This window comes from Vibrio sp. Of7-15 (genome assembly GCF_022347565.1).
Taxonomy (GTDB): Bacteria; Pseudomonadota; Gammaproteobacteria; order Enterobacterales; family Vibrionaceae; genus NORP241.
Genome location: NZ_JAKRGH010000002.1, coordinates 76,542 through 98,105 on the forward strand (window position 1 = coordinate 76,542; position 21,564 = coordinate 98,105).

Here is a 21,564-nt window from a genome sequence, read left to right on the forward strand (position 1 = left end):
GACACTTTTCGACTTATTCACCCAGTCTATTTCTCTTCACCCTCTTTTAAAGCTATGAAAATAGCGGATCTCTATAAAATTGATTTCGCTCAATTTGTCATATAAATTGCGGCGGTAAAATTAAAACAAATAAAAATAGTTATCATTTTATATAGGTTTGCGTATGAAATTGGCTCAATTACAGAGTGGCGTTGATGCCACCATTACCGATATGTCGGCCTTGCCAGCTGACACTAGAAAAAAATTGATGGTGATGGGCGTTCTCCCTAACACCCAGCTACAGCTTATTCGCCGAGCACCATTAGGAGATCCACTACAAGTGATGGTACGTGGAGTTGCTATTGCACTTCGTAAGCAATTGGCTGAACAAATTGATGTAAAGGTAGCAGTATGAAGTACCAGGTTTTAACTGTAGGTAATCCAAATAGTGGAAAGACAACGCTATTTAATGGCTTGACTGGCGCAAAACAGCAAGTCGGTAACTGGGCTGGTGTAACTGTTGAGAAAAAAACAGGTAGCTATGAATGCTCAGGAGATCAGTTTTCTTTAACGGATTTACCAGGCATCTATGCTCTTGATAGCGGTAATGATGTTAATAGCTTAGATGAAACGATTGCTTCTCGTGCTGTGTTAACCTACCCATCTGATTTGATCATTAATGTCGTTGATGCGTCTTGTTTAGAGCGTAGTTTGTACATGACGCTACAACTGCGTGAATTAGGCCGCCCAATGGTGGTTGTGCTTAATAAAATGGATGTTTTAAAAAGGCATAGACAAAGTTTAAATGTCAAAGGGCTAGAAGAGGTGTTGGGTTGTCCTGTTATCTCGTTATCAGCGAATGATAAAGGGCAAGTTAAACGCTTTAAGCAGAAATTACATAAATTGATTGTGCAAGGTGTTCAAAGTAAAAAGCTAGATTTGAACTACGGTGAAGATTTTGAACAAGCGATTGAAAAAGTACAGCCTTATTTCACTCATGAAACTGCAACCCCTCGTTCATTAGCGATCAGGGCTTTAGAAAGCGATGCGCTAGTGCTTAATAGTTTAGAAGAGAAAGCACTGAATACAGTGAGCCAGATTCGCAATCAATTGAATGTGAATACTGAGTCTGATCTGCATGTGGCAGATACTCGTTACACTTACTTGCATGATCTGTGTCAGCAATTACGTAGCCAAGATGGAAAGTTAAGTCATTCAATGAGTGACAAAATTGATCAAGTTGTCCTGCATAAATTTATTGGCGTGCCATTTTTCTTTTTAGTCATGTACTTGATGTTCATGTTCTCTATCAACATTGGCGGTGCGTTCATCGATTTCTTCGATATTGGTGTTGGAGCGTTATTGGTTGATGGAGCACATTACCTACTTGATGATCATATTCCCGTTTGGTTAGCAACATTGATCGCTGATGGTGTGGGTGGTGGTATTCAAACCGTTGCGACATTTATCCCTGTTATCGCCTGTTTATACCTTTTCTTAGCGGTACTAGAAAGTTCGGGTTATATGGCTCGTGCGGCTTTTGTGCTTGATAAAGTCATGCAAAAAATTGGCTTGCCAGGTAAAGCTTTTGTCCCTCTTGTTTTAGGATTTGGCTGTAATGTTCCTTCTATCATGGCAACTCGTACTTTAGAGCAGGAACGTGAGCGCAAGTTAGCAGCTGCCATGGCTCCATTCATGTCTTGTGGTGCTCGTTTGCCAGTTTATGCTCTTTTTGCTGCCGCGTTCTTCCCTCAAGATGGCCAGAATGTTGTTTTTGGTTTGTATGTACTTGGGATTTTTGCCGCCGTTCTTACAGGTATGTTATTACGTAATACACTCTATCCGGGGCGTAGTGACAGCTTTATTATGGAGATGCCAGACTACGAACTACCAACAGTTCAGAACGTTGTGATTAAAACATGGCAAAAACTGAAGCGTTTTGTATTAGGTGCCGGTAAAACTATTGTTATTGTGGTAACCATTTTAAGTTTTGTGAACTCTTTAGGTGTAGATGGTACTTTTGGTAATGAAGACAGTGAAAATTCTGTTTTATCTAAAGCTGCTCAAATCGCAACACCGCTACTTGCCCCTATTGGTGTTCAAGAAGATAACTGGCCTGCAACCGTTGGTATTATTACCGGAATTTTTGCAAAAGAAGCCGTTGTTGGTACATTAAATAACCTTTATTCTTCTCCAGATGCAGAGGAAGCTGAGTTTGATTTAATGGCAAGTTTAGAAGAAGCGGTAATGTCGATTCCAGATAACTTGATGGGGCTAAGCTATTCAGACCCATTGGGCGTAGATGTTGGTGATTTAACGGACTCATCCGCTGTAGCAGAAGAGCAGGAAGTTGATGCTTCTATCTTCGGGAACCTAAAAAGCCATTTTATGAGCAGTTCAGCGGCTTTCGCTTATCTTATCTTTATCTTACTGTACACACCGTGTGTTGCTGCCATGGGGGCTTACGTTCGTGAGTTTGGTAAAAAATATGCCGTGTTTATTGGTGCTTGGACCATGTTACTTGCCTATGTATTTGCGACTCTGTTCTACCAAGTTGCTCACTTCTCTGATCACCCAACAACCAGTGTCGGATGGATCAGTTTCTTCATTGCTCTGATGGGAGCGACGTTGATGATGTTAAAAATGCAAGGCAGAAAAAAAACGGATGAACAAGCTGAGGCTCTGTTGGTATGATTTTAACTCAGTTAAAAGAGTACATTGTAAAACATGGCCGAACCAGCCGCTCGGTATTGGCAAAACACTTTAGCATTAGTGAAGATGGGGTTGATGCTATGTTAGATGTTTGGCTTCGTAGGGGAATGCTAAGCCGGGAACTTGTTGGGTGTCGTCAAGAAACGTCTTGTCAAACAGCGAAAGAAGTTTGGTATCGTTGGCATACAGGCCCTGAATTGTCGATCACAGTCATTCGATAAACATATCCTTTTTATTTTATAGGGTATTTCATAGCAAGCGCAGTCATTACTGCGCTTGTTTTATTTAAGCAGCTTGAAATCCATCAATAGACTGAAGTTTCTTTTGTAACTCGTCGATGAGTGATTGTTGGGCTATGTCATTACGAATCTCACCGCTAGTATTTCCCCAAATTGGTCCCGGCCAAGCAATGTCAGACTTAAAGCGAGCAACATGGTGGATATGTAGTTGAGGAACTAGGTTGCCTAAAGCACCCACGTTAATTTTATCTGGTTGGTATGTGTTTTCTAGTATGGTTGAAAGCGCACTAGATTCAGTAATAAGTTGAATTTGTTGCTCATGAGGTAGGTGGTGGATTTCCACTAGGTCTTCTATTTTAGGCACCAATATTAGCCATGGGCCTATATTTTCTTTACTTAATAACACAGTGCAAAGTGGGAAATCACCGATATGTAATGTATCGGCCTTTAATCGAGGGTGAAGAGCAAAACTCATTGGTTACTTTCCTGTATTAAGACATTCATGCGATATGATCTACTAATAATAAACAATCGCAACTCTGTTTTTTATTAATGGATAAGTGAGTGGCATTTCTTAATAATTTTGATTGTTATACCATAGCCAGTCGTAGATTTTTCTAATGCAATTTCTGAGAGTAATAAACCTCTATGAGTAATGAAAAAGACAACGCTTTATATGAGCCAAAATTTCAGTGGTCATTTTTGCATCCTAAATATTGGCCAACGTGGTTAGGCATTGGAGTTGCGCTTTTATTGGCTTTTTTACCATTTAGGTGGCGTGATGCACTGGCTAATCGGTTATCTAAATACTTTGCTTCTGCAAATAACCGTGCTAAGCGTCGTGCAGTGATAAATATAGATAAGTGTTTTCCTGAGAAGTCTGAGCAGGAAAAGCAGACTATTTTAGAGCAATGTTACGCAACAGCCGCACAAGTTTTATTAGGTTTTGCTGAATTAACGGCAAGAAGCAGTAAGCGACTAGAAAGCCGCAGTAAGATCATCGGTGAAGAAAATTTATTCCCTTTATTAGAAAAAGGGGAGAAAGTCATCATGCTTGTGCCTCACTGTTGGGCTATTGATTTACCCGCGATGCTGTTTGCTTCACGTGGTATCAAGGTGGTTATTATGATCCGCCCACAAGCTAACCCGATTGGCGATTGGTTGATGTATGTTCAGCGAATGAAGTACGGTGGCCGAATTTACCCTCGTGATGCTGGCGTAAGGCCTTTTATTAAGTCTATCCGAGAAGGCTATCTAGCTTATTATTTACCTGATGAAGATCATGGCTTTGATCAGAGTGTTTTTGTTCCATTCTTAGGAACTGAAAAAGCGACATTAAAAGGGTTTGGTAAGTTAGCACGCCTATCGGGGGCGAAAGTCGTGCCTATGATGCCAAGTTATAATGCCGAATCGGGGCAGTTTGAAATTGAGATCAAGCCTGCACTTGAAAATATGCCTAGTGGAGACGAAGTCGCTGATGCTGTTGCGATGAATCAGGCTATCGAAGGCTTTATTCGTGAAAAACCAGAGCAGTACATGTGGATTTTGAATTTATTGCGTTCTCAGCCTGATGGCAGTCAACTGTACTAGCGAACGGGCATAACTCTATTTCGGCCGACCTCTTTCGCTTGATAAAGCAATTGGTCGGCTCTATCGACTAGAGCTAGTGGGAGCTCTTGGTTTTCTTGTTCAGCAACACCAAATGAAGCGGTTATATGGTCAATTTTTCTATTCTGCTTCTTATCTAGTACTGAGACTTTCTCAATAGTACGGCGAATGCCTTCTGCAAGCTGGAGTGTAACCGGGAAAGATTCTCCAGTGACAATGACAGCGAATTCTTCTCCGCCATAGCGATAAACTTGGGCTATTCTGCGGCATTTTTGTCGGATACGTTGAGCCACCACTTTGAGCACTTGATCCCCTAGTTGATGTCCATATTGATCGTTAAGTAATTTAAAATGATCAATATCGGCCATAATTAGGCAAACATTCTGCTTATCATTAATGGCGGCACGTAAATCTAAATCGAAGGCCCTTCGGTTCCAAAGCCCAGTCAGGCTGTCTTCATTCACTTCTCTTTGTGCTTTTTCTAGCTGCACTTTTAAGCATTGAATTTCTTTTTCAGTATGTACTAAATAATCAACAAAAAGCTGGGTTGAGCTTTGGATTTGGTCCGAACTTGAAATAAAGGAGGAGACGGCTTCTTTGAGTTCATTAATGCTATTGCCATTTGTATTATGTCGTTTTAGCTGGGAGACACTATTATCAATGGAATTTTGAAAGTCACCTGTGCTGGTGATCGTTTCTTTGAGTGCAGTATCCAGCTCAAGAACCATGGACGCCATGCTGCTTTTAGCAAGGTGTAAGTTGTTTTCTTCTTCAGAGGATAAGTACTGATAGTACAGAGTGTCGCATACCGCTTCACTGCAAAAACCTTGGGTCTCAATGTAGTTATTCATTGTGCTGGCCAAGTCTGAATCTGGCTCAGAAACATAGGCATACCATAATGAGTAATTATTAGGCGTTGGCGGGATCTTATATTTGATCATTAGCGCAATCGTCTGTTTAAAAATATCAGTAGGTTGCTCACTCTGAGTGTTGGGCATATTGGAGTCTCATCATCCTTTGATAGAATCAGTATAATTCATTGTCTGAAAAATAAAAAAGCCTTGTAACTAATTTAGCTACAAGGCCTTTTACATTAATTCATTAAATGAATCACATGCGTTCTAAAGTTTCAATACCTAATAAATCAAGGCCTTGTTTAATTGTTTTCGCAGTCAGTGCTGCCAGCTTTAAACGGCTTTGTTTAATAGCGTCATCTTCGTTATTTAGAATTGGGCACGCTTCATAGAAGCTAGAGAACTGACCTGCTAATTCAAATAGGTAACCACACATGATGTGAGGTTGGCCTTCACGAGCAACAGATTGAACCGCTTCTTCAAATTGCAGCAGTTTTGCAATTAAGGCTTTTTCTTTTTCTTCCGTTACTTTGATTTCACCTTCTAGCGAATCCATTGCAACGCCCGCTTTTGCAAAAATAGAGGCAACACGAGTGTAAGCGTATTGCATGTAAGGCGCTGTATTGCCTTCAAATGCAAGCATGTTGTCCCAATCAAAAATGTAATCGGTGGTACGGTGTTTAGAAAGATCCGCATACTTAACTGCTGCCATTGCTACTGTATTTGCAATTTTCGCTTTTTCTTCTGAATCTAAATTCGGGTTTTTGGATTCAATTAGTTTTTCAGCACGTTGCTCTGCTTCGTCTAGTAGGTCTTTTAGTTTTACAGAGCCACCAGTACGAGTTTTGAATGGACGGCCATCTTTACCTAGCATCATGCCGAATGCGTGGTGTTCCAGAGACACTTCTTCAGGAATGTAACCCGCTTTACGTACGATCGTCCATGCTTGCATTAAGTGCTGATGCTGACGTGAATCGATGAAGTAAAGTACACGATCTGCGCCAAGTTTTTCAAAACGATATTTAGCACATGCAATATCGGTTGTGGTGTAAAGGAAGCCGCCATCGCGCTTTTGTACGATAACGCCCATAGGCTCGCCATCTTTGTTTTTGTATTCGTCTAGGAAAACAACTTGAGCACCATCATCTTCTTGTGCCAGACCTTGTTCTTTTAGATCAGCTACAATTTCTGGCAGCATGTTGTTATACATGCTTTCGCCCATCACATCGTTTAATGATAGTGAAACGTTCAAACGATCGTAGTTACGCTGGTTTTGAACCATAGTGATGTCGACAAGCTTTTTCCACATCTCAGCGCAATACTCATCACCACTTTGTAACTTAACCACGTAGTTACGTGCTTTTTCTGCGAAGGTTTCATCTTCATCGTACAACTTTTTAGAGTCGCGGTAGAAAGCTTCTAGGTCTGAAAGCTCCATTGAAACTTCGCCTGATTCTTTCTGCATACGCTCTAGGTTTGCGATAAGCATACCGAATTGAGTTCCCCAGTCACCAATATGGTTTGCACGGATCACTTTGTGTCCAAGGAATTCAAGAGTGCGAGTAACTGCATCGCCAATAACCGTTGAACGGATATGGTGAACTGCCATTTCCTTTGCAACGTTTGGTGCAGAGTAGTCAGTGACAATCGTTTGAGCTTCAGCTTTTGCAACACCAAGGCGTGAGTCAGCAAGCGCTGCGTCTGCTTGTTGTGCTAAGAATGCTTCGTCTAGGAAGATGTTTAGGAAACCAGGGCCTGCGATTTCAACTTTAGAAGCGATACCGTCTAGGTCTAGAACGTCCAATACTTTTTGAGCAAATTCTCGAGGATTTGTACCTAGTCGCTTCGCAACGCCCATCACACCATTTGCTTGGTAATCACCAAATTGAGGCTTGGCGGATTGTCGAACCGCAGCAGGGCTACCTTCTGGTGCGCCAGCGGCTTCAAGAGCCTGAGATACTTTGTCATTAATTAGTGCTTGAATGTTCACACGCTTATCCTTCGAATCGCTAAAGTGCAGAGCTGTCTTGCTAGAATGAATTACCTAGAGCCTTAAGTTGTGACGAACGCAACTTGTTGTTTAAAGCAGTGTTAAACAGATTTCTGACAGGTCGAAATGGCTATGGATCTCGGGTTAATGCCGAGCTAGGTTTAATAGCACTAATAATACCCATAAAATAAGGTCTATTTGCAACCATAAAAACCAACTTAATGGCTTTTTTATGGTGTTTTTTTTATTCGTTGAATATTATGCAGCAATTCAATTCATACAAGGCTTACAGGATGGGCTTTATCAGTCCATTCATAGTTAAAGTATGGATAATTATGCGCTTGAAAAACTTTATGGTGTAAACGGAGATAAATAATGCAACAACTAAGTCAAGAAGGTTTAACTCCCGAGCAATTGATTGATGGTTTACCTCAGTTTATGGCACGTATATCAGAACTTAATGACGCATTAGGGATAGATTTGGGGTTGTACCAAGCGGACCACATAGCGGTACGAATTAATGAATTCACCGTCGCGCAACAAGCCCACCAACAATGGTTACTGCGCGCTAAGGAGTGGTCCAATACCGAAATTAATGGGCGTCCGATTATTGCACTCGGTTTTGATGAACCGATCTGTGCAGGGGAGTGGGAGATTGAATGCTTAGAGCTGCCTTACCCGGGCAATAAGACCTATCCAGAACAAGGGTGGGAGCACATTGAGTGGGTGATCCCATGTGACGCTCAAACACCAGAGCAATTTTTGGATGTGTTATTTGAGATTTTTCCAAAACTTGCACAGCGTTGGGATCAATTGTCTAACAATGGCATCAAAGTGAAATTAAGCTCGCCACAAGGGGAACATGAACGTTTGGCTAACCCAACAGTGGCGTTTAAGAAAAATGGAGTGTGTATTAAGCTTCACCCTCATTCGCTTAAAGCAGTCATTGAAAGCGAACAAGAGTAATTGAGTCGATTGATAGCGCCCGTAAGTAAAGTGACAGGGGCGCTATGACTTTGTCATTATAAATCTTTGGTTATAAGATCACTGTCTTGTTGCCGTAGACAAAAACATGATCATTGACGACTTTGTTCAGCGCTTTACTTAGCACCGACTTTTCCACGTCTTTCCCTGCTTTTGCCATGTCAACGGCACTAAAATTGTGATCAACCGGAATTACATCTTGTTTGATGATTGGGCCTTCATCGAGGTCGTTAGTGACAAAGTGAGCCGTAGCCCCAATGATTTTTACGCCTCGATCAAAAGCTTGTTGGTAAGGCTTTGCACCAATAAAAGCAGGTAAGAAGCTGTGGTGAATATTGATGATCTTATTCGGGAATTGGTGAACAAAATTCGGTGTTAGAACACGCATGTATTTAGCCAGCACTAGATAGTCTGCATCGTATTGATGAATTATATCCAGCATATTTTGTTCATGATCTTCACGGCTTACATCTTGGTGGCAAACGTGATGGAATGGAATATCAAACTTTTCGGTTAAATGAGCCAATGTATCGTAGTTACCAACCACTGCTGCAATATCCACATCTAAGCTGCCATCGTATGCTTTGATCAGAATGTCTCCCAAACAATGGGCTTCTTTTGTCACCAGAATCACGATTTTTTTTCGTGAAGAGCTGATTAATTCTCGGCGGCTTCCTTGCGGTAGGGCTTGGTCTAAATCGAGTAAAAATGTGTGGTCATTAAAAATCCCTTCCAGCTCCGTGCGCATGAAAAACTGTCCGGTCACATTATCCACATATTCATTATTATGAATAATATTGAGCTGGTGTTTGTAACAGATATTAGTGATTTTTGCTATAAGGCCACGTGAGTCAGGGCAATCTGTTAGCAGGGTCTTTCTTTCCATTTCTCATCCTTGATAAAAAAGTTGTGCTCTAGTTGTTGTTTTACCGATAAAAGCGGTTGGGGTCAAAGTGATTTTTTAACATTAAAATGAATATTTTTAGCAACCGTTTGCGTTCGTGGCTATGCTTAATAGTAGCAGTTGCGTACTTGAACGAGGTTGTTATGGACAGAGAAACGCTTGCTCATCGGTTATACCGAGAACGTATTGCAGAGTTACTAGGGATGTCGCCTGAGGAGTTAGATGAATCTTCTATTGGTGGACTTTGGGATAATAAAACTAACCCTATCGATGCTGCTAAAGAGATATCAATGTCTTCGTCGATAGAGGGTGATGGTGATCAAACTGGCTGGGTTGGACGTTTTTTAAGTCGACGTGGTCAAAATCGCTAATATTCAACTAGGTAGCTGAGTCCAGCTCCCATATTCTGATTCTTTTATTTTCAATAGTCGACCTTTGTGTAAATCTTGGCATAATTGCAACCATTAACCACTGTATGAATGAACAATGATTGCCAAGATTTTTTCTTCTGAAGGTGCTTTGGGTAAAACAATACCCGGCTTTCAACCACGCCAGCCACAATTGGATATGGCGCACGCGGTGCAAAACGCGATCAAAAATCAATCCCAATTGGTTGTAGAAGCAGGCACCGGTACAGGTAAAACCTTCGCGTATCTTGCACCTGCCTTGATCAGCGGAAAAAAGGTGATCATTAGTACAGGTTCAAAAAACCTCCAAGAACAGTTATTTCACCGTGACCTTCCACTTATGGTAGACGCGCTCGGATTCTATGGCCAAGTCGCTTTATTGAAGGGGCGCTCTAACTACCTATGCCTAGATCGATTAAGTCGTCAGATGATCGAAAGTCATGAACATGACGCTGATCCAGAACTTTTGTCTCAGTTAGTGAAAATTCGTACGTGGTCATCGGAAACGAAATCGGGTGATTTAGGTGAATGTGATGCAATCGCGGAAGACAGCTTTGTGATCCCAACCGTCACATCAAATAACGATAACTGTTTAGGGAAAGATTGCCCAAGCTACGAAGACTGTTTTGTCAATAAAGCGCGTAAAAAGGCGATGGATTCAGATGTGATTGTGGTTAACCATCACCTCTTTTTGGCGGACCTGGCCATCAAAGAAACCGGGTTTGGAGAGTTGATCCCTGAAGGTGACGTGTTTATTTTCGATGAGGCACACCAATTACCTGATATTGCTAGCCAATATTTCGGACAAAGCTTATCCAGCCGCCAGATCCAAGAGCTCGCCAAAGACATTGAAATTGGCTATCGTACAGAAGCAAGAGACATGCGTCAGCTGCAAAAAATGTCTAGCCGATTAAACCAAGCAGCGATGGAGTTACGGATTGTACTGGGAGAACCGGGCTTTCGTGGCAATTGGCGAGATGCGTATAATTCGGAATCCATTAAGCGTGAAGTCGTGCGCTTGCGTGATGCATTAGAACTTGCCCATGATGTCTTGAAATTAGCATTGGGCCGCAGTCAACTACTGGATGCGGCGTTTGAGCGAGCCACATTGCTCAAAGCGCGGTTAGATCGAGTTTGTGATGTGTCTATTACCGGATATTCGTATTGGTATGACTGCACGCCGCGCCATTTTAGTTTGCACATTACCCCTTTGTCAGTGGCTGAAAAGTTCCGAGAGCAGATGATTCAGCAATCTGGAGCATGGATTTTCACATCGGCGACGTTGGCAGTACAAGATGACTTTAGCCATTTTAGCTCGCGGTTAGGTTTGCAGCCCAAAGAGCAGTTTTCTTTGCCTAGCCCGTTTGATTACCAAGAACAAGCCCTATTGTGTGTGCCGCGTTTTTTACCTGAGCCAAACAGTTATGGTTTAGCGGATAAACTCGTTTCGATGTTACTTCCTATGATCGAAAGAAATAACGGCCGCTGCTTCTTTTTATGTACTTCTCACCAAATGATGAAAGACTTGGCTGAACGTTTTCGAGATCAATTTGATTTGCCCGTATTGGTACAAGGGGAAACGTCAAAGCAAAAGCTACTTGCTGAGTTCATGGAGCTGGGTAATGCGTTGTTAGTAGCGACGGGAGCATTCTGGGAAGGGATAGATGTTAGAGGCGACACCCTTAGCTGTGTTATTATCGATAAATTGCCTTTTACTGCTCCAGATGATCCGCTAATGAAGGCACGGATTGAAGATTGCCGATTACGAGGAGGAGACCCTTTTTCTCAGGTTCAAATCCCTGATGCGGTGATCACATTGAAGCAGGGCGTTGGTCGCTTGATTCGCGATCAGAAAGATAAAGGGGTATTGGTGATTTGTGATAATCGATTAGTAACAAGGCAGTATGGTTCTGTTTTTTTACATAGTTTACCGCCAATTCCTCGCACTCGTGATTTAGAAAAAGTATCAGAGTTTTTAGATAGCGTGAGCAATTAATAAGCTCACTGCCCAAATTGTTCGTTTATTCAGTCTGAGGCGTTAATGACTGCAAAAATTTTAGCTGTAGATACAGCAACTGAAAATTGCTCCGTGGCTTTGATCATTGATGGTCAAGTGATCAGCCGTAGTGAAGTGGCTCCACGTGAACACACAATGAAAATCCTGCCAATGGTGGATGAAGTATTGGCTGAAGGCGGCATACGTTTGCCACAGTTGGATGCGTTAGCGTTTGGTCGAGGTCCTGGCAGCTTTACTGGTGTTCGTATTGGTATTGGTATTGCGCAAGGCTTGGCGTTTGGTGCTGATTTACCTATGGTGGGTGTTTCTACACTTGCCGCAATGTCACAGGCTGGTTACCGTCTAAATGGCGCTGAGCACGTTGCTGCGGCTATTGATGCTCGCATGAGTGAAGTGTATTGGGGTATGTACCAACGCCAAGCGGACGGAGACTGGTCTACGGTTGGTGAGGAATGTGTTATTGTTCCTGCTCATTTAACAGAACAAGTTGAGCCATCGGAAGCCACTTGGTTAACCGTCGGAACTGGCTGGGGAGCTTATCAAGACGAGCTACAAGCTTTGCCTTTGACGACATCTGAAAGTGATATTCTGTTCCCTGAAGCTCAAGATATGGCAATGTTAGCGCAATTCGCCTTTGCTCGTGGTGAAGCTGTTGGCGCAGAACATGCTAGTCCTATTTATCTACGTGATACTGTTACGTGGAAAAAACTGCCTGGTCGTGAGTAGGCAATGGATGTGTGCTATGCGGTAACCTCCGCATAGCTTAGTTGAGGCAATTATGGTTTCGATTCAAGGTTTACCACCCGCGATCGTGCACAAGCAGCGCGCGGCACAGAAAAAAAAGTCGGTTGCAGAGGCGGAAACCAGCAAAGAGGTGAGCGCTGAGGCTTCCCAAGCAGCTACGGCATTGGCACACAGCGTGAAAACGATGGATCCTGCTGAATACGCTAAAGCTCAGGTGCAATACGATCTACCTGAAGGTAAGTCAAGAGATGCATTAGCACAGTACTTTGATGTGATGAATCAATCGAAAAGAGAGGAACTTGCTAAGTTAATGGGGGTCGATATTTATATCTAACTTATTGAGATGTATAAAATGAAGCCACTAATTATTGCCACACTTTCCCTTTTTATTCTCTCTGCTTGCTCATCACTGCCCACCGGTTTACAAAGTCGCGCAGAAAACCCTATTGTTGATTACCAAGACCTTGCCTCAGGTGTTCGAGCCGATGAATCAGTTGTATTCGATGTTCGTTTAGGAGGCGTGATCGCGAGCATTGATAATATGGCAGATAAAACCCGCATTGAAATCGTTAACTTACCTTTAACATCGAGTGGTAAGCCAGACATAAAGCAAGAACCAAATGATCGTTTTATTGCCTATGTTGATGGTTTTTTAGAGCCAGTGTCTTATGCTGAAGGCCGACTAATTACGGTTGTTGGCACAAGTGCTGGTTATGAAAATAATAAAGTGGGTGAATATTCTTCAACAGTTCCTGTCATTGAGGCGTACGGTCATCAATTGTGGCGAGTAGAAGAAACGGTCATCATCCATAATCATGACTCTAATTTTCCACCTTGTTATGGTCTGTATTGCCGCTATTACAGAAACTACTTAGGTGTGTCTAAAGGCACCGTGACACAGGAAGTAAAATTATAATTTCCTTACAACAAAGAATGATCGAAACGGAGCACCATGGCCTTGCTGCATTAGAGGCTGGAAAGAAAGGTGCAAAGACAGTATTTCTTTTTCTTCATGGTTGGCAAGATAATGCAGCTAGCTTTAGTTCAGTACTCAGTGACATGGTTACTAGTGACCCTGAGCACTACTATGTAGCCATTGACTGGCCCGGACATGGTTTATCTTCCCACAAAGCATCAGATAATTATTATCATTTTTTTGACTATATTGACGACCTACATCAGGTAGTGGTGAATTTATCAGCAAACAGATTAGTTATTGTTGGCCATTCCCTTGGTGCTTTAGTAGCGAGTTGTTATAGTGCCGCCTTCCCAGATAAGGTTTCTGCATTGGTGATGATCGAAGGGCTAGGGCCATTGGCCGAGTCTGAACGTAATGCTGCGAACCGATTACGAACTGGTATGCTTAGTCGTCAAAGGTTGAGAAAAAAATCACCACGTACGCTTCGGGATCAAAAGGAAGCGTTGAAGCTACGCATGGCAGCCAATCAGTTGCCAGAAACACTGTTGTGGCCAATCGTTGAGAGAGGAACTCGATTTGATGGCCAGCATTGGTATTGGAGTCATGATCCAAAATTGAAATGTGACTCTTTATATCGGATGGCAGAAGAACACGCTCACAGTCTAATGCGTGAGATTCAATGTCCATCACTATGTATTTTAGGTCAACAAGGGTTTCATCATCTAAAAGATCACTCTCAGCGCGCTATGTGCTTTAAAAATTTGCAGGTTACTTCCATTCCAGGTGGTCATCATTGCCATTTAGAGCAACCTAAGTCGACGGCAGAACTGATCTTTGCTTTACTTAACAAAATTCAAACAAGCGATTAAAACCTATGTGTTAATTGTTTGTTAAATGTGCTGTAATGGTGCTTATTAAACATACGTCATAAGATTAGAGTAATTACCCTACACGTACAATAAGCTGCCAAGTAGCAAAATAGATCAAGGAGAATTCACGTGGATAAAGTTTGGCTTTCCCGTTACCCAAGTGACATACCAGCAGAAATTAACCCTGACAGTTACTCATCGCTGGTGGATATGTTTGAGCAATCAGTACATAAATTTGCTGATCAAACGGCATTCATTAACATGGGTTCGGTTATGACCTTCCGAAAACTGGAAGAGCGAAGCCGTGCATTTGCTGCGTATTTACAAAATGAACTGAAGCTGAAAAAAGGCGATCGTGTGGCGATCATGATGCCAAATCTACTTCAGTATCCTATTGCGTTATTTGGTGTGTTACGAGCAGGGTTAGTGGTTGTAAATGTTAATCCACTTTATACCCCACGAGAGTTGGAGCATCAGTTAAATGATTCTGGCGCAAAAGCCATTGTTATTGTATCTAACTTTGCACATACCCTTGAAAAAGTGGTTAAAAATACCCCGGTTAAACACGTTGTTTTGACCAATCTTGGGGAGCAATTACCAAGGCCAAAAGGCACGATTGTTAACTTTGTTGTTAAGTATGTGAAGAAAATGGTGCCTAAATATAATTTGCCACATGCGACATCCATGCGTAAGGCGTTGAGTAAAGGGCGTCGTATGCAATATGTGAAGCCATTTATGAATGGTGAAGATATCGCTTTTTTGCAATATACCGGTGGTACCACAGGTGTGGCAAAAGGGGCGGTATTAACTCATCGTAACATGCTAGCCAATGTGATGCAGGCGAAAGGCACCTATGGGCCAGTATTAACAGAAGGCCAAGAACTCGTGGTAACGGCCCTTCCGCTTTATCATGTGTTTGCTCTAACGGTAAACTGCTTGCTGTTTATTGAGCTTGGTGGTCAAAACTTAATGATCACAAACCCTCGCGATATTCCTGGGTTTGTTAAAGAGCTGCAAAAGTATCAATTTACGGCGATCACGGGCGTAAATACGTTATTCAATGCCCTTGTAAATAATGAAGACTTCCACGAACTTGATTTTAGCCGTATGCGTTTAGCCGTTGGTGGTGGTATGGCTGTACAGCGCTCTGTTGCAGAAAAGTGGCAGCAGTTAACAGGAGTGCACTTACTGGAAGGCTATGGTTTAACCGAGTGTTCGCCATTAGTAGCAGCGTACCCATATGATTTAACAGAGTACAATGGGTCAATTGGTTTACCTGTTCCTTCAACGGATATTCGTATGATCGATGAAGAGGGGAATGTAGTTGGTAATGATCAAATGGGTGAACTTCAAGTTAAGGGCCCTCAAGTCATGCGTGGTTACTGGCAGCGCCCTGAAGCGACCAAAGAAGTGCTGACTGAAGACGGTTGGTTATCTACCGGAGATATTGTTCAGTTTGATGACGAAGGTTTCTTGCACATTGTCGATCGTAAAAAAGACATGATTTTGGTGTCTGGATTTAATGTCTATCCGAATGAAATTGAGGATGTGGTTGCTTTGAATGACAAAGTGATGGAAGTGGCTGCTATTGGCCAACCTCATGAAGTTTCTGGAGAGCTTGTTAAAGTTTGTGTAGTGAAGCGTGATCCAAGCCTTACAAAAGATGAGCTATTAGCTCATTGCCGTAAACACTTAACTGGTTATAAAGTCCCTAAGATTGTAGAGTTTAGAGATGACTTACCAAAAACCAATGTTGGCAAGATCTTACGTCGTGCACTGCGTGAAGAGTCACAAGAAACCGCAGACGTAAAAGCAGAGTCGGAAAAAGCTGAAGCCTAATTGGTTATTTAAGGTACAATTAACATCGCTATTTTAATGCCAGCATCTGCTGGCATTTTATTTTTCAAAGGTATGCCGTGAATTTTGAAATCATTGTAGAACAAGAGCGTTTACGCCAAGTGTGTGAATTAGTTTCTCAAAAACCGTATTTAATGGTCGATACGGAATTTGTTCGAACTCGAACCCTATACCCAAGGCTAGGCCTCATTCAAATTTATGATGGTGATATTCTGGCGTTGATCGATCCCATTGCATTGGAAGACATGACACCATTTTGGCAAGTTCTGCAAAATAAAAACGTCACTAAGGTGTTACATGCATGCGGTGAAGATTTAGAGGTCTTTCAGCACTATGCTGACTGTATGCCAACACCAATGTTAGATACTCAGGTTATGGCTTCCTTCTTGGGATATGGGATGTCTGCAGGTTTTGGTAGCTTAGTGAAAGACTTTTTAGGCATTGATCTCGATAAAGGTGAAGCTCGTACCGACTGGATGGCAAGGCCACTTAGCAATAAGCAACTTAATTATGCTGCAGCGGATGTTTTTTACTTATTGCCATTGTTCGAAAAAATTAAGCAAGAAGTTGAAAAGGTAAGCTGGTGGGAGGCCGTTGAGCTTGAAACGCAATTAGTGATGGAAAAACGTCAGCGTCAAGTGGATCCAGAGAAAGCTTATCTCGATATTAAAAATGCTTGGCAGCTACGACCAAGGCAGTTGGCTGTATTACAACAAGCAGCAAAATGGCGTTTATTAGAAGCCCAAAAAAGAGATCTAGCTTTAAATTTTGTCGTCAAAGAGCTTAATTTGTGGAAATTGGCTCGTTATAACCTACGCAGTCGTGAGCAGTTAGAAAAAGAAGGCTTTGAAAGAATGGAAATTCAGCGTCATGGGAATCGTTTATTAAAGATGGTTTATGATGCTGATGGATTAAATGAAGCTGACTTGCCAGCACCAATTACACGGTTGGTGGATATGCCTGGATATAAGCAAATTTTTAAATTATTAAAAGACCAAATAAAAGAGGTCTCTGAGCAAACGGGGCTCGCTACTGAGTTCTTAGCCTCTAAAAAGCAACTAAATCAGCTATTGTCATGGGACTGGAAATATAATCGATCAGCCGACGCCTTACCTGATGTATTATCTGGTTGGCGTAAAGAGTTATTGGAAGAGCGTTTATTGAAAGTGTTAGAACGTTCAAAATAAGAACATAATTTTAGCAAAAGTATTCCTAAAAAATAAGCCAGTATCTGCTGGCTTATTTTATTATTAAGAGTTAGCGAACTTTATTTAGTTTCATCTTCCGGTAGGGTAACATTTAACTCTAAAACGGAAAGATCTTCTTCTTTTTGCTCCAGCGATACAGTGACCATATCAGGGCTGACTTCTACGTATTTACTGATCACTTCGAGAATATCTTCTTTCAGTTTTGGTAAATAAGTAGGCGCTGGCCCACCGCTACGACGTTCAGCAACAATAATCTGCAGCCTTTCTTTAGCTATATTAGCGGAAGGTTTTTTAGGTGTTCTGAAAAACTCAAGCAGCGCCATTCTTTAGCCTCCAAATAATCGTTTTAGAAGGCCTTTTTTCTCTTCCTCAAGGAAACGGAAAGGGCGTTCTTCACCAATTAAACGTGCAACGGTATCTTCGTAGGCTGCACCAGCATCGGAGGTGGTATCAAAAATAACAGGAACACCTTTGTTGGATGCATTGAGCACAGACTGGCTTTCAGGGATAACGCCCAGTAAAGGAATATGAAGGATTTCTTCTACATCTTGTACACTTAACATTTCACCTAAGGTTACGCGTGCAGGGCTGTAGCGAGTCAGAAGCAAGTGTTGTTTTACTGGCTCTAACCCATTTTCGGCACGGCGAGATTTAGAATCAAGAATCCCCAAGATGCGATCTGAGTCTCTCACCGAAGAAACTTCTGGGTTAGTCGTGACAATGGCTTCGTCAGCAAAATACAGAGCCATTAGCGCACCAAGCTCTATACCTGCAGGTGAATCGCAAATAATGAAATCAAATTCCATGTCTTGGAGTTCATTAAGAACGACTTCCACTCCCTCTTTGGTCAGTGCGTCTTTATCGCGAGTTTGAGAAGCGGGTAAGATGAATAGGTTTTCAACACGTTTATCTTTTATTAATGCTTGGTTGAGTGTTGCTTCACCGTTGATAACATTTACAAAATCATAAACAACACGTCGCTCACAACCCATAATTAAGTCAAGGTTTCTTAAACCAATATCAAAGTCAATAACGGCGGTTTTTTTGCCCAGTAGTGCTAAGCCTGACGCGATAGCTGCACTTGAAGTGGTTTTACCTACACCACCTTTGCCTGAGGTAACAACGATAATTCGTGCCATCTCTATTATTCCTTATAAAATGTTATAGTGTGAGCGTTTCGATATGTAGATGATCATCTATCATAGTAATCATGACATTTTGATGCCAATGCTCACCATTAATCTGGTCACTCAGCCAATAATTACCCGCAATGGAAATCAGCTCAGCTTGTAAATTGTTACAGAAGATTTTGGCATCATGTTGGCCGCTTGCTCCCGCAATGGCTCGACCACGTAGAGTACCATAAATGTGAATGCTACCGTCGGCGATGACTTCTGCTCCGGGGCTTACGTGGTTTAAAATGACTAAATCACAGTTGCGAGCGTAAATTTGCTGGCCTGAGCGAACAGGGGTACGAATTACCTTCGTTGGTTCTAGAAGCGGTTTAGGCGCTTTAGTGGGCTTAACTGAGGTCATGACTGCAAACCCAGCTTCGGTTGCAGAAGCTTGCTTTTGTTCACATTGGCACCCAGTGATCCCTACTGGAATCATCCCTGCCTCTTCGACTCCTATCTTTAGCTGAGCAAAGTCAATTTCACCAGAAACATGTTCGATATTGATCACGACAGGAGCAGACGCGAAAAAAGAAGGCGCTTGAGCTACTTTTTGCTCAAGAACATCGAGTGCATTGGCAATATTGTCATCGGGTAAATGAAGTACTGAAAGCGTAAAGCTACTGCCTTTCAAGTCTGCTATTTTGGTCATGGTCTCAACTATGGTCTGAAATTGCCAACAGGGAATCTATTTGCATTATCACATGTGTCTTTGCATGTTATATTCAGATCTGACTATCAGCAAGTCATCTTATGGCCTGTGGCGCGTTTTCAGACAAAGTTCTCACGAAATGTGCGTTTTATCGGGTTTTGAGGCAATGATAACAACCGACACCTGCTAAATAATGATTGAGGAAAAACACGTGGTATTGTGTTCGATTTACAAAAGCGCAAAAAAAGAAGGCGCTTACCTTTATGTTCCAAAGAAAGATGATTTTTCTTCAGTTCCGAAAGATTTGCTAACAATGTTTGGGTCACCTCAGTTTGTGATGGTGATAAAACTAGAGGGGCGAACTTTGGCTCAGGTTGATGTCGAAAAGGTGAAGCAATCTCTTAAAGATGATGGTTTTTTCTTGCAATTACCACCACCGCCAGAAAACTTACTAGAAAAATACAAAGCAGATAAATTGAAACGGAAAACAGAAGAAGGATAATTCATGAGAAAACGTGTGTTAACTGCTCTGCTAGGGCTGAGCTTGACGGCTGCATCCAGCTCATATGCAGTCAGCTTTGATGAGTATATTCAGGGATTAAAAGAGCAAGCACGCGCAGAAGGTATTTCTGAGACCATTTTAACTCAGGCATTTGATGGTGTTGAATATAAGAAAAAAGCCGTAAAAGCGGACCGTAATCAGCCTGAAAAAAAATTAACATTGGATCAGTATCTACCAAGAGCTGTACCTGATTGGAAAGTAAAACAAGCAAAAGAGCTATATAAAAAACATTACACTGAACTGAATGAAATCGGGAATAAGCTGGGTGTTCAGCCTCGTTTTATTGTGGCTTTATGGGGTGTTGAAAGTAATTTTGGTCGTTTCACTGGTGGGTTTAGCGTGATAGAAGCGTTATCTACACTGGCCTATGATGGTCGTCGGGAAGCTTTTTTCCGTAAACAAACCATGGCTGCATTAACTATCTTGGAAGAAGGGCATATTGCGCCTGATAATATGAAAGGCTCATGGGCCGGTGCAATGGGGCAATGTCAGTTTATGCCCACGTCTTTTCTTGCTTATGCAAAAGATGGGAATGGAGACGGTAAAAAAGACATCTGGAATACAGAAGCGGATGTTTTTGCTTCAACAGCAAATTACTTAAAGCAAGTGGGGTGGGATAGTAACTACACATGGGGACGCCAAGTTCAGTTACCAAAAAACTTTAATTATCAGCTAAAGGGACTTAAAAAAGCCCAAGCTCAATCGTTGGCACAATGGCAAGAGTTAGGTGTTAGGCGCTTGAACGGAAAGGCGTTACCTGAGGTCGATTTGGATGCATGGTTAGTGCAGCCGGATGATAATAAAGGCCGAGCTTACCTTGTCTATGGTAATTACCAAGCCCTAATGAAGTGGAACCGTTCACACTATTTTGCATTAGCGGTGAGTCATTTAGCCGATCGTATAAAACATGGTTAGTTGAGAAAAAAGATAAAAAAGGCTCGATCATCGAGCCTTTTTTATAAAACTGCTAAAAGTAGAGTTTATTTACTGTGGTATTGTTCACATGCCAGCATGGTGTTTTCAATTAAACTTGCCACGGTCATCGGGCCCACACCGCCTGGAACTGGAGTAATGTAGCTGGCTTTCTCTTTGGCTATATCAAACTCAATATCACCAATAAGTTTACCAGAATCTAGGCGGTTAATGCCTACATCTACTACAATTGCCCCTTCTTTGATCCACTCACCTGGAATGAAATTAGGTTTACCAACCGCTACGACAACTAAATCAGCTTGACGAACGTGACCTTCTAGATCTTTGGTAAAGCGGTGGCAGGTTGTTGTGGTGCAGCCTGCGAGCAAGAGTTCAAGTGTCATTGGGCGACCAACAATATTAGAAGCACCAACCACAACGGCGTGTTTGCCGCGTAACTCAATATTGTAACGATCCAATAAGGTGATGATGCCTTTTGGAGTACAAGAACGTAGTTTAGGGATACGTTGACTTAAACGGCCAACATTATAAGGGTGGAATCCATCAACATCTTTTTCTGGAGTAATGTGCTCTAGAACTTTAGTGCTGTCGATACCCGCAGGGAGTGGAAGTTGAACTAGGATGCCATCAATTTCATCGTCTTTGTTTAGTTCGTCAACAAGTGCTAATAGCTCAGCTTCCGTTGCGCTAGATGGTAAATCGAAAGACTTAGAAACAAAGCCAACTTCGTCGCAAGCACGGCGCTTACTGCCTACATACACTTGTGATGCTGGATCTTGGCCAACAAGTACAACAGCTAACCCAGGGGCTCGCAGTCCGGCATCAATACGTGCTTTTACTCGTGCAGACACTTCAGAGCGAACAGTCTGTGAAATCAACTTACCATCAATAATTTGAGCGGCCATGATCTTCCTTTAATTGTGGTTGACAGATAAAACTGCAGGTATTGTCGCA

Annotated in this window: 23 protein-coding genes; 15 read left to right on the top strand and 8 right to left on the bottom strand. The window is 42.1% G+C overall.

Annotated features, from left to right (window positions below; all coding sequences use genetic code 11):
- The first annotated feature begins 163 nt into the window (after positions 1 to 163).
- The 3 genes from MHO82_RS02885 to MHO82_RS02895 are packed head-to-tail and all read left to right on the top strand — an operon-like array spanning position 164 to position 2,912.
- Complete coding sequence (locus tag MHO82_RS02885) at positions 164 to 394, top strand: FeoA family protein (RefSeq protein ID WP_239182348.1); 231 nt, start codon at positions 164 to 166, stop codon at positions 392 to 394.
- Positions 391 to 2,673, top strand: coding sequence for a Fe(2+) transporter permease subunit FeoB (gene feoB, locus MHO82_RS02890; protein ID WP_239182349.1), 2,283 nt, complete (start codon positions 391 to 393; stop codon positions 2,671 to 2,673). The genes MHO82_RS02885 and feoB overlap by 4 nt, the downstream gene beginning before the upstream one ends.
- Positions 2,670 to 2,912, top strand: a complete 243-nt coding sequence (locus MHO82_RS02895; protein WP_239182350.1) for a FeoC-like transcriptional regulator — start codon at positions 2,670 to 2,672, stop codon at positions 2,910 to 2,912. The genes feoB and MHO82_RS02895 overlap by 4 nt, the downstream gene beginning before the upstream one ends.
- A 64-nt stretch (positions 2,913 to 2,976) precedes the next feature.
- Here MHO82_RS02895 and MHO82_RS02900 read toward each other — a convergent pair whose 3' ends face one another.
- Entirely contained in the window at positions 2,977 to 3,405 is a 429-nt protein-coding gene (locus MHO82_RS02900) for an HIT domain-containing protein (protein ID WP_239182351.1), read from the bottom strand.
- Positions 3,406 to 3,578: 173 nt separating this feature from the next.
- Here MHO82_RS02900 and lpxM point away from each other — a divergent pair, with 173 nt between their 5' ends.
- Positions 3,579 to 4,520, top strand: a complete 942-nt coding sequence (gene lpxM, locus MHO82_RS02905) for a lauroyl-Kdo(2)-lipid IV(A) myristoyltransferase (protein WP_239182352.1) — start codon at positions 3,579 to 3,581, stop codon at positions 4,518 to 4,520.
- On the opposite strand, the gene MHO82_RS02910 is transcribed toward lpxM, so the two are convergent.
- Both MHO82_RS02910 and argS read right to left on the bottom strand, forming a co-directional pair.
- Positions 4,517 to 5,536 carry a GGDEF domain-containing protein gene (locus MHO82_RS02910; RefSeq protein ID WP_239182353.1) on the bottom strand — a complete coding sequence of 340 codons (1,020 nt, stop codon included), beginning with the start codon at positions 5,534 to 5,536 and terminating at the stop codon, positions 4,517 to 4,519. The genes lpxM and MHO82_RS02910 overlap by 4 nt on opposite strands.
- A 112-nt stretch (positions 5,537 to 5,648) precedes the next feature.
- Positions 5,649 to 7,382: an arginine--tRNA ligase gene (argS, locus tag MHO82_RS02915; protein WP_239182354.1), complete on the bottom strand. Its 1,734-nt coding sequence runs from the start codon at positions 7,380 to 7,382 to the stop codon at positions 5,649 to 5,651.
- A 375-nt stretch (positions 7,383 to 7,757) separates the two neighbouring features.
- Between argS and MHO82_RS02920 the strand changes: the two genes are divergently transcribed.
- Positions 7,758 to 8,348, top strand: a complete 591-nt coding sequence (locus MHO82_RS02920) for a VOC family protein (protein WP_239182355.1) — start codon at positions 7,758 to 7,760, stop codon at positions 8,346 to 8,348.
- Positions 8,349 to 8,418: 70 nt separating this feature from the next.
- On the opposite strand, the gene purU is transcribed toward MHO82_RS02920, so the two are convergent.
- Positions 8,419 to 9,252: a formyltetrahydrofolate deformylase gene (gene purU, locus MHO82_RS02925; RefSeq protein WP_239182356.1), complete on the bottom strand. Its 834-nt coding sequence runs from the start codon at positions 9,250 to 9,252 to the stop codon at positions 8,419 to 8,421.
- A gap of 161 nt (positions 9,253 to 9,413) precedes the next feature.
- On the opposite strand from purU, the gene MHO82_RS02930 reads away from it, so the two are divergent.
- The 8 genes from MHO82_RS02930 to rnd all read left to right on the top strand — a co-directional run bounded on the left by MHO82_RS02930 (position 9,414) and on the right by rnd (position 17,270).
- Positions 9,414 to 9,641 (top strand): hypothetical protein, encoded by a 228-nt coding sequence (locus tag MHO82_RS02930; protein ID WP_239182357.1) that lies wholly within the window; start codon positions 9,414 to 9,416, stop codon positions 9,639 to 9,641.
- A gap of 115 nt (positions 9,642 to 9,756) precedes the next feature.
- Complete coding sequence (locus tag MHO82_RS02935; protein WP_239182358.1) at positions 9,757 to 11,673, top strand: ATP-dependent DNA helicase; 1,917 nt, start codon at positions 9,757 to 9,759, stop codon at positions 11,671 to 11,673.
- A gap of 45 nt (positions 11,674 to 11,718) precedes the next feature.
- The gene (gene tsaB / locus MHO82_RS02940; RefSeq protein ID WP_239182359.1) at positions 11,719 to 12,420 is read left to right on the top strand and encodes a tRNA (adenosine(37)-N6)-threonylcarbamoyltransferase complex dimerization subunit type 1 TsaB; all 702 of its coding nucleotides are present in this window, start codon (positions 11,719 to 11,721) and stop codon (positions 12,418 to 12,420) included.
- 52 nt (positions 12,421 to 12,472) lie between these two features.
- Positions 12,473 to 12,772 carry a chromosome partitioning protein ParA gene (locus MHO82_RS02945; RefSeq protein WP_239182360.1) on the top strand — a complete coding sequence of 100 codons (300 nt, stop codon included), beginning with the start codon at positions 12,473 to 12,475 and terminating at the stop codon, positions 12,770 to 12,772.
- Positions 12,773 to 12,790: 18 nt separating this feature from the next.
- Positions 12,791 to 13,354 (top strand): Slp family lipoprotein, encoded by a 564-nt coding sequence (locus MHO82_RS02950; protein ID WP_239182361.1) that lies wholly within the window; start codon positions 12,791 to 12,793, stop codon positions 13,352 to 13,354.
- Positions 13,355 to 13,371: 17 nt separating this feature from the next.
- Entirely contained in the window at positions 13,372 to 14,226 is an 855-nt protein-coding gene (locus MHO82_RS02955; RefSeq protein WP_239182362.1) for an alpha/beta hydrolase, read from the top strand.
- Positions 14,227 to 14,355: 129 nt separating this feature from the next.
- Positions 14,356 to 16,065 (top strand): long-chain-fatty-acid--CoA ligase FadD, encoded by a 1,710-nt coding sequence (fadD, locus tag MHO82_RS02960; protein ID WP_239182363.1) that lies wholly within the window; start codon positions 14,356 to 14,358, stop codon positions 16,063 to 16,065.
- A 77-nt stretch (positions 16,066 to 16,142) separates the two neighbouring features.
- Positions 16,143 to 17,270, top strand: coding sequence for a ribonuclease D (rnd, locus tag MHO82_RS02965; protein ID WP_239182364.1), 1,128 nt, complete (start codon positions 16,143 to 16,145; stop codon positions 17,268 to 17,270).
- 80 nt (positions 17,271 to 17,350) lie between these two features.
- Here rnd and minE read toward each other — a convergent pair whose 3' ends face one another.
- Genes minE through minC form a run of 3 tightly spaced genes read right to left on the bottom strand, consistent with a single transcriptional unit; the run spans position 17,351 to position 19,115 of the window.
- Positions 17,351 to 17,614, bottom strand: a complete 264-nt coding sequence (gene minE, locus MHO82_RS02970; protein WP_239182365.1) for a cell division topological specificity factor MinE — start codon at positions 17,612 to 17,614, stop codon at positions 17,351 to 17,353.
- 3 nt (positions 17,615 to 17,617) lie between these two features.
- Positions 17,618 to 18,430, bottom strand: coding sequence for a septum site-determining protein MinD (gene minD, locus MHO82_RS02975; protein WP_239182366.1), 813 nt, complete (start codon positions 18,428 to 18,430; stop codon positions 17,618 to 17,620).
- A 22-nt stretch (positions 18,431 to 18,452) separates the two neighbouring features.
- A complete protein-coding gene (gene minC, locus MHO82_RS02980) occupies positions 18,453 to 19,115 on the bottom strand; it encodes a septum site-determining protein MinC (protein WP_239182367.1) in 663 nt (220 codons plus the stop codon).
- A 193-nt stretch (positions 19,116 to 19,308) separates the two neighbouring features.
- On the opposite strand from minC, the gene MHO82_RS02985 reads away from it, so the two are divergent.
- Together MHO82_RS02985 and MHO82_RS02990 are read left to right on the top strand one after the other, a co-directional pair.
- A complete protein-coding gene (locus MHO82_RS02985) occupies positions 19,309 to 19,617 on the top strand; it encodes a YcgL domain-containing protein (protein ID WP_239182368.1) in 309 nt (102 codons plus the stop codon).
- Between the two features lie 3 nt (positions 19,618 to 19,620).
- Positions 19,621 to 20,592 (top strand): lytic murein transglycosylase, encoded by a 972-nt coding sequence (locus tag MHO82_RS02990; RefSeq protein ID WP_239182369.1) that lies wholly within the window; start codon positions 19,621 to 19,623, stop codon positions 20,590 to 20,592.
- A gap of 65 nt (positions 20,593 to 20,657) precedes the next feature.
- On the opposite strand, the gene folD is transcribed toward MHO82_RS02990, so the two are convergent.
- The gene (gene folD, locus MHO82_RS02995) at positions 20,658 to 21,515 is read right to left on the bottom strand and encodes a bifunctional methylenetetrahydrofolate dehydrogenase/methenyltetrahydrofolate cyclohydrolase FolD (protein WP_239182370.1); all 858 of its coding nucleotides are present in this window, start codon (positions 21,513 to 21,515) and stop codon (positions 20,658 to 20,660) included.
- Positions 21,516 to 21,564: the final 49 nt, after the last annotated feature.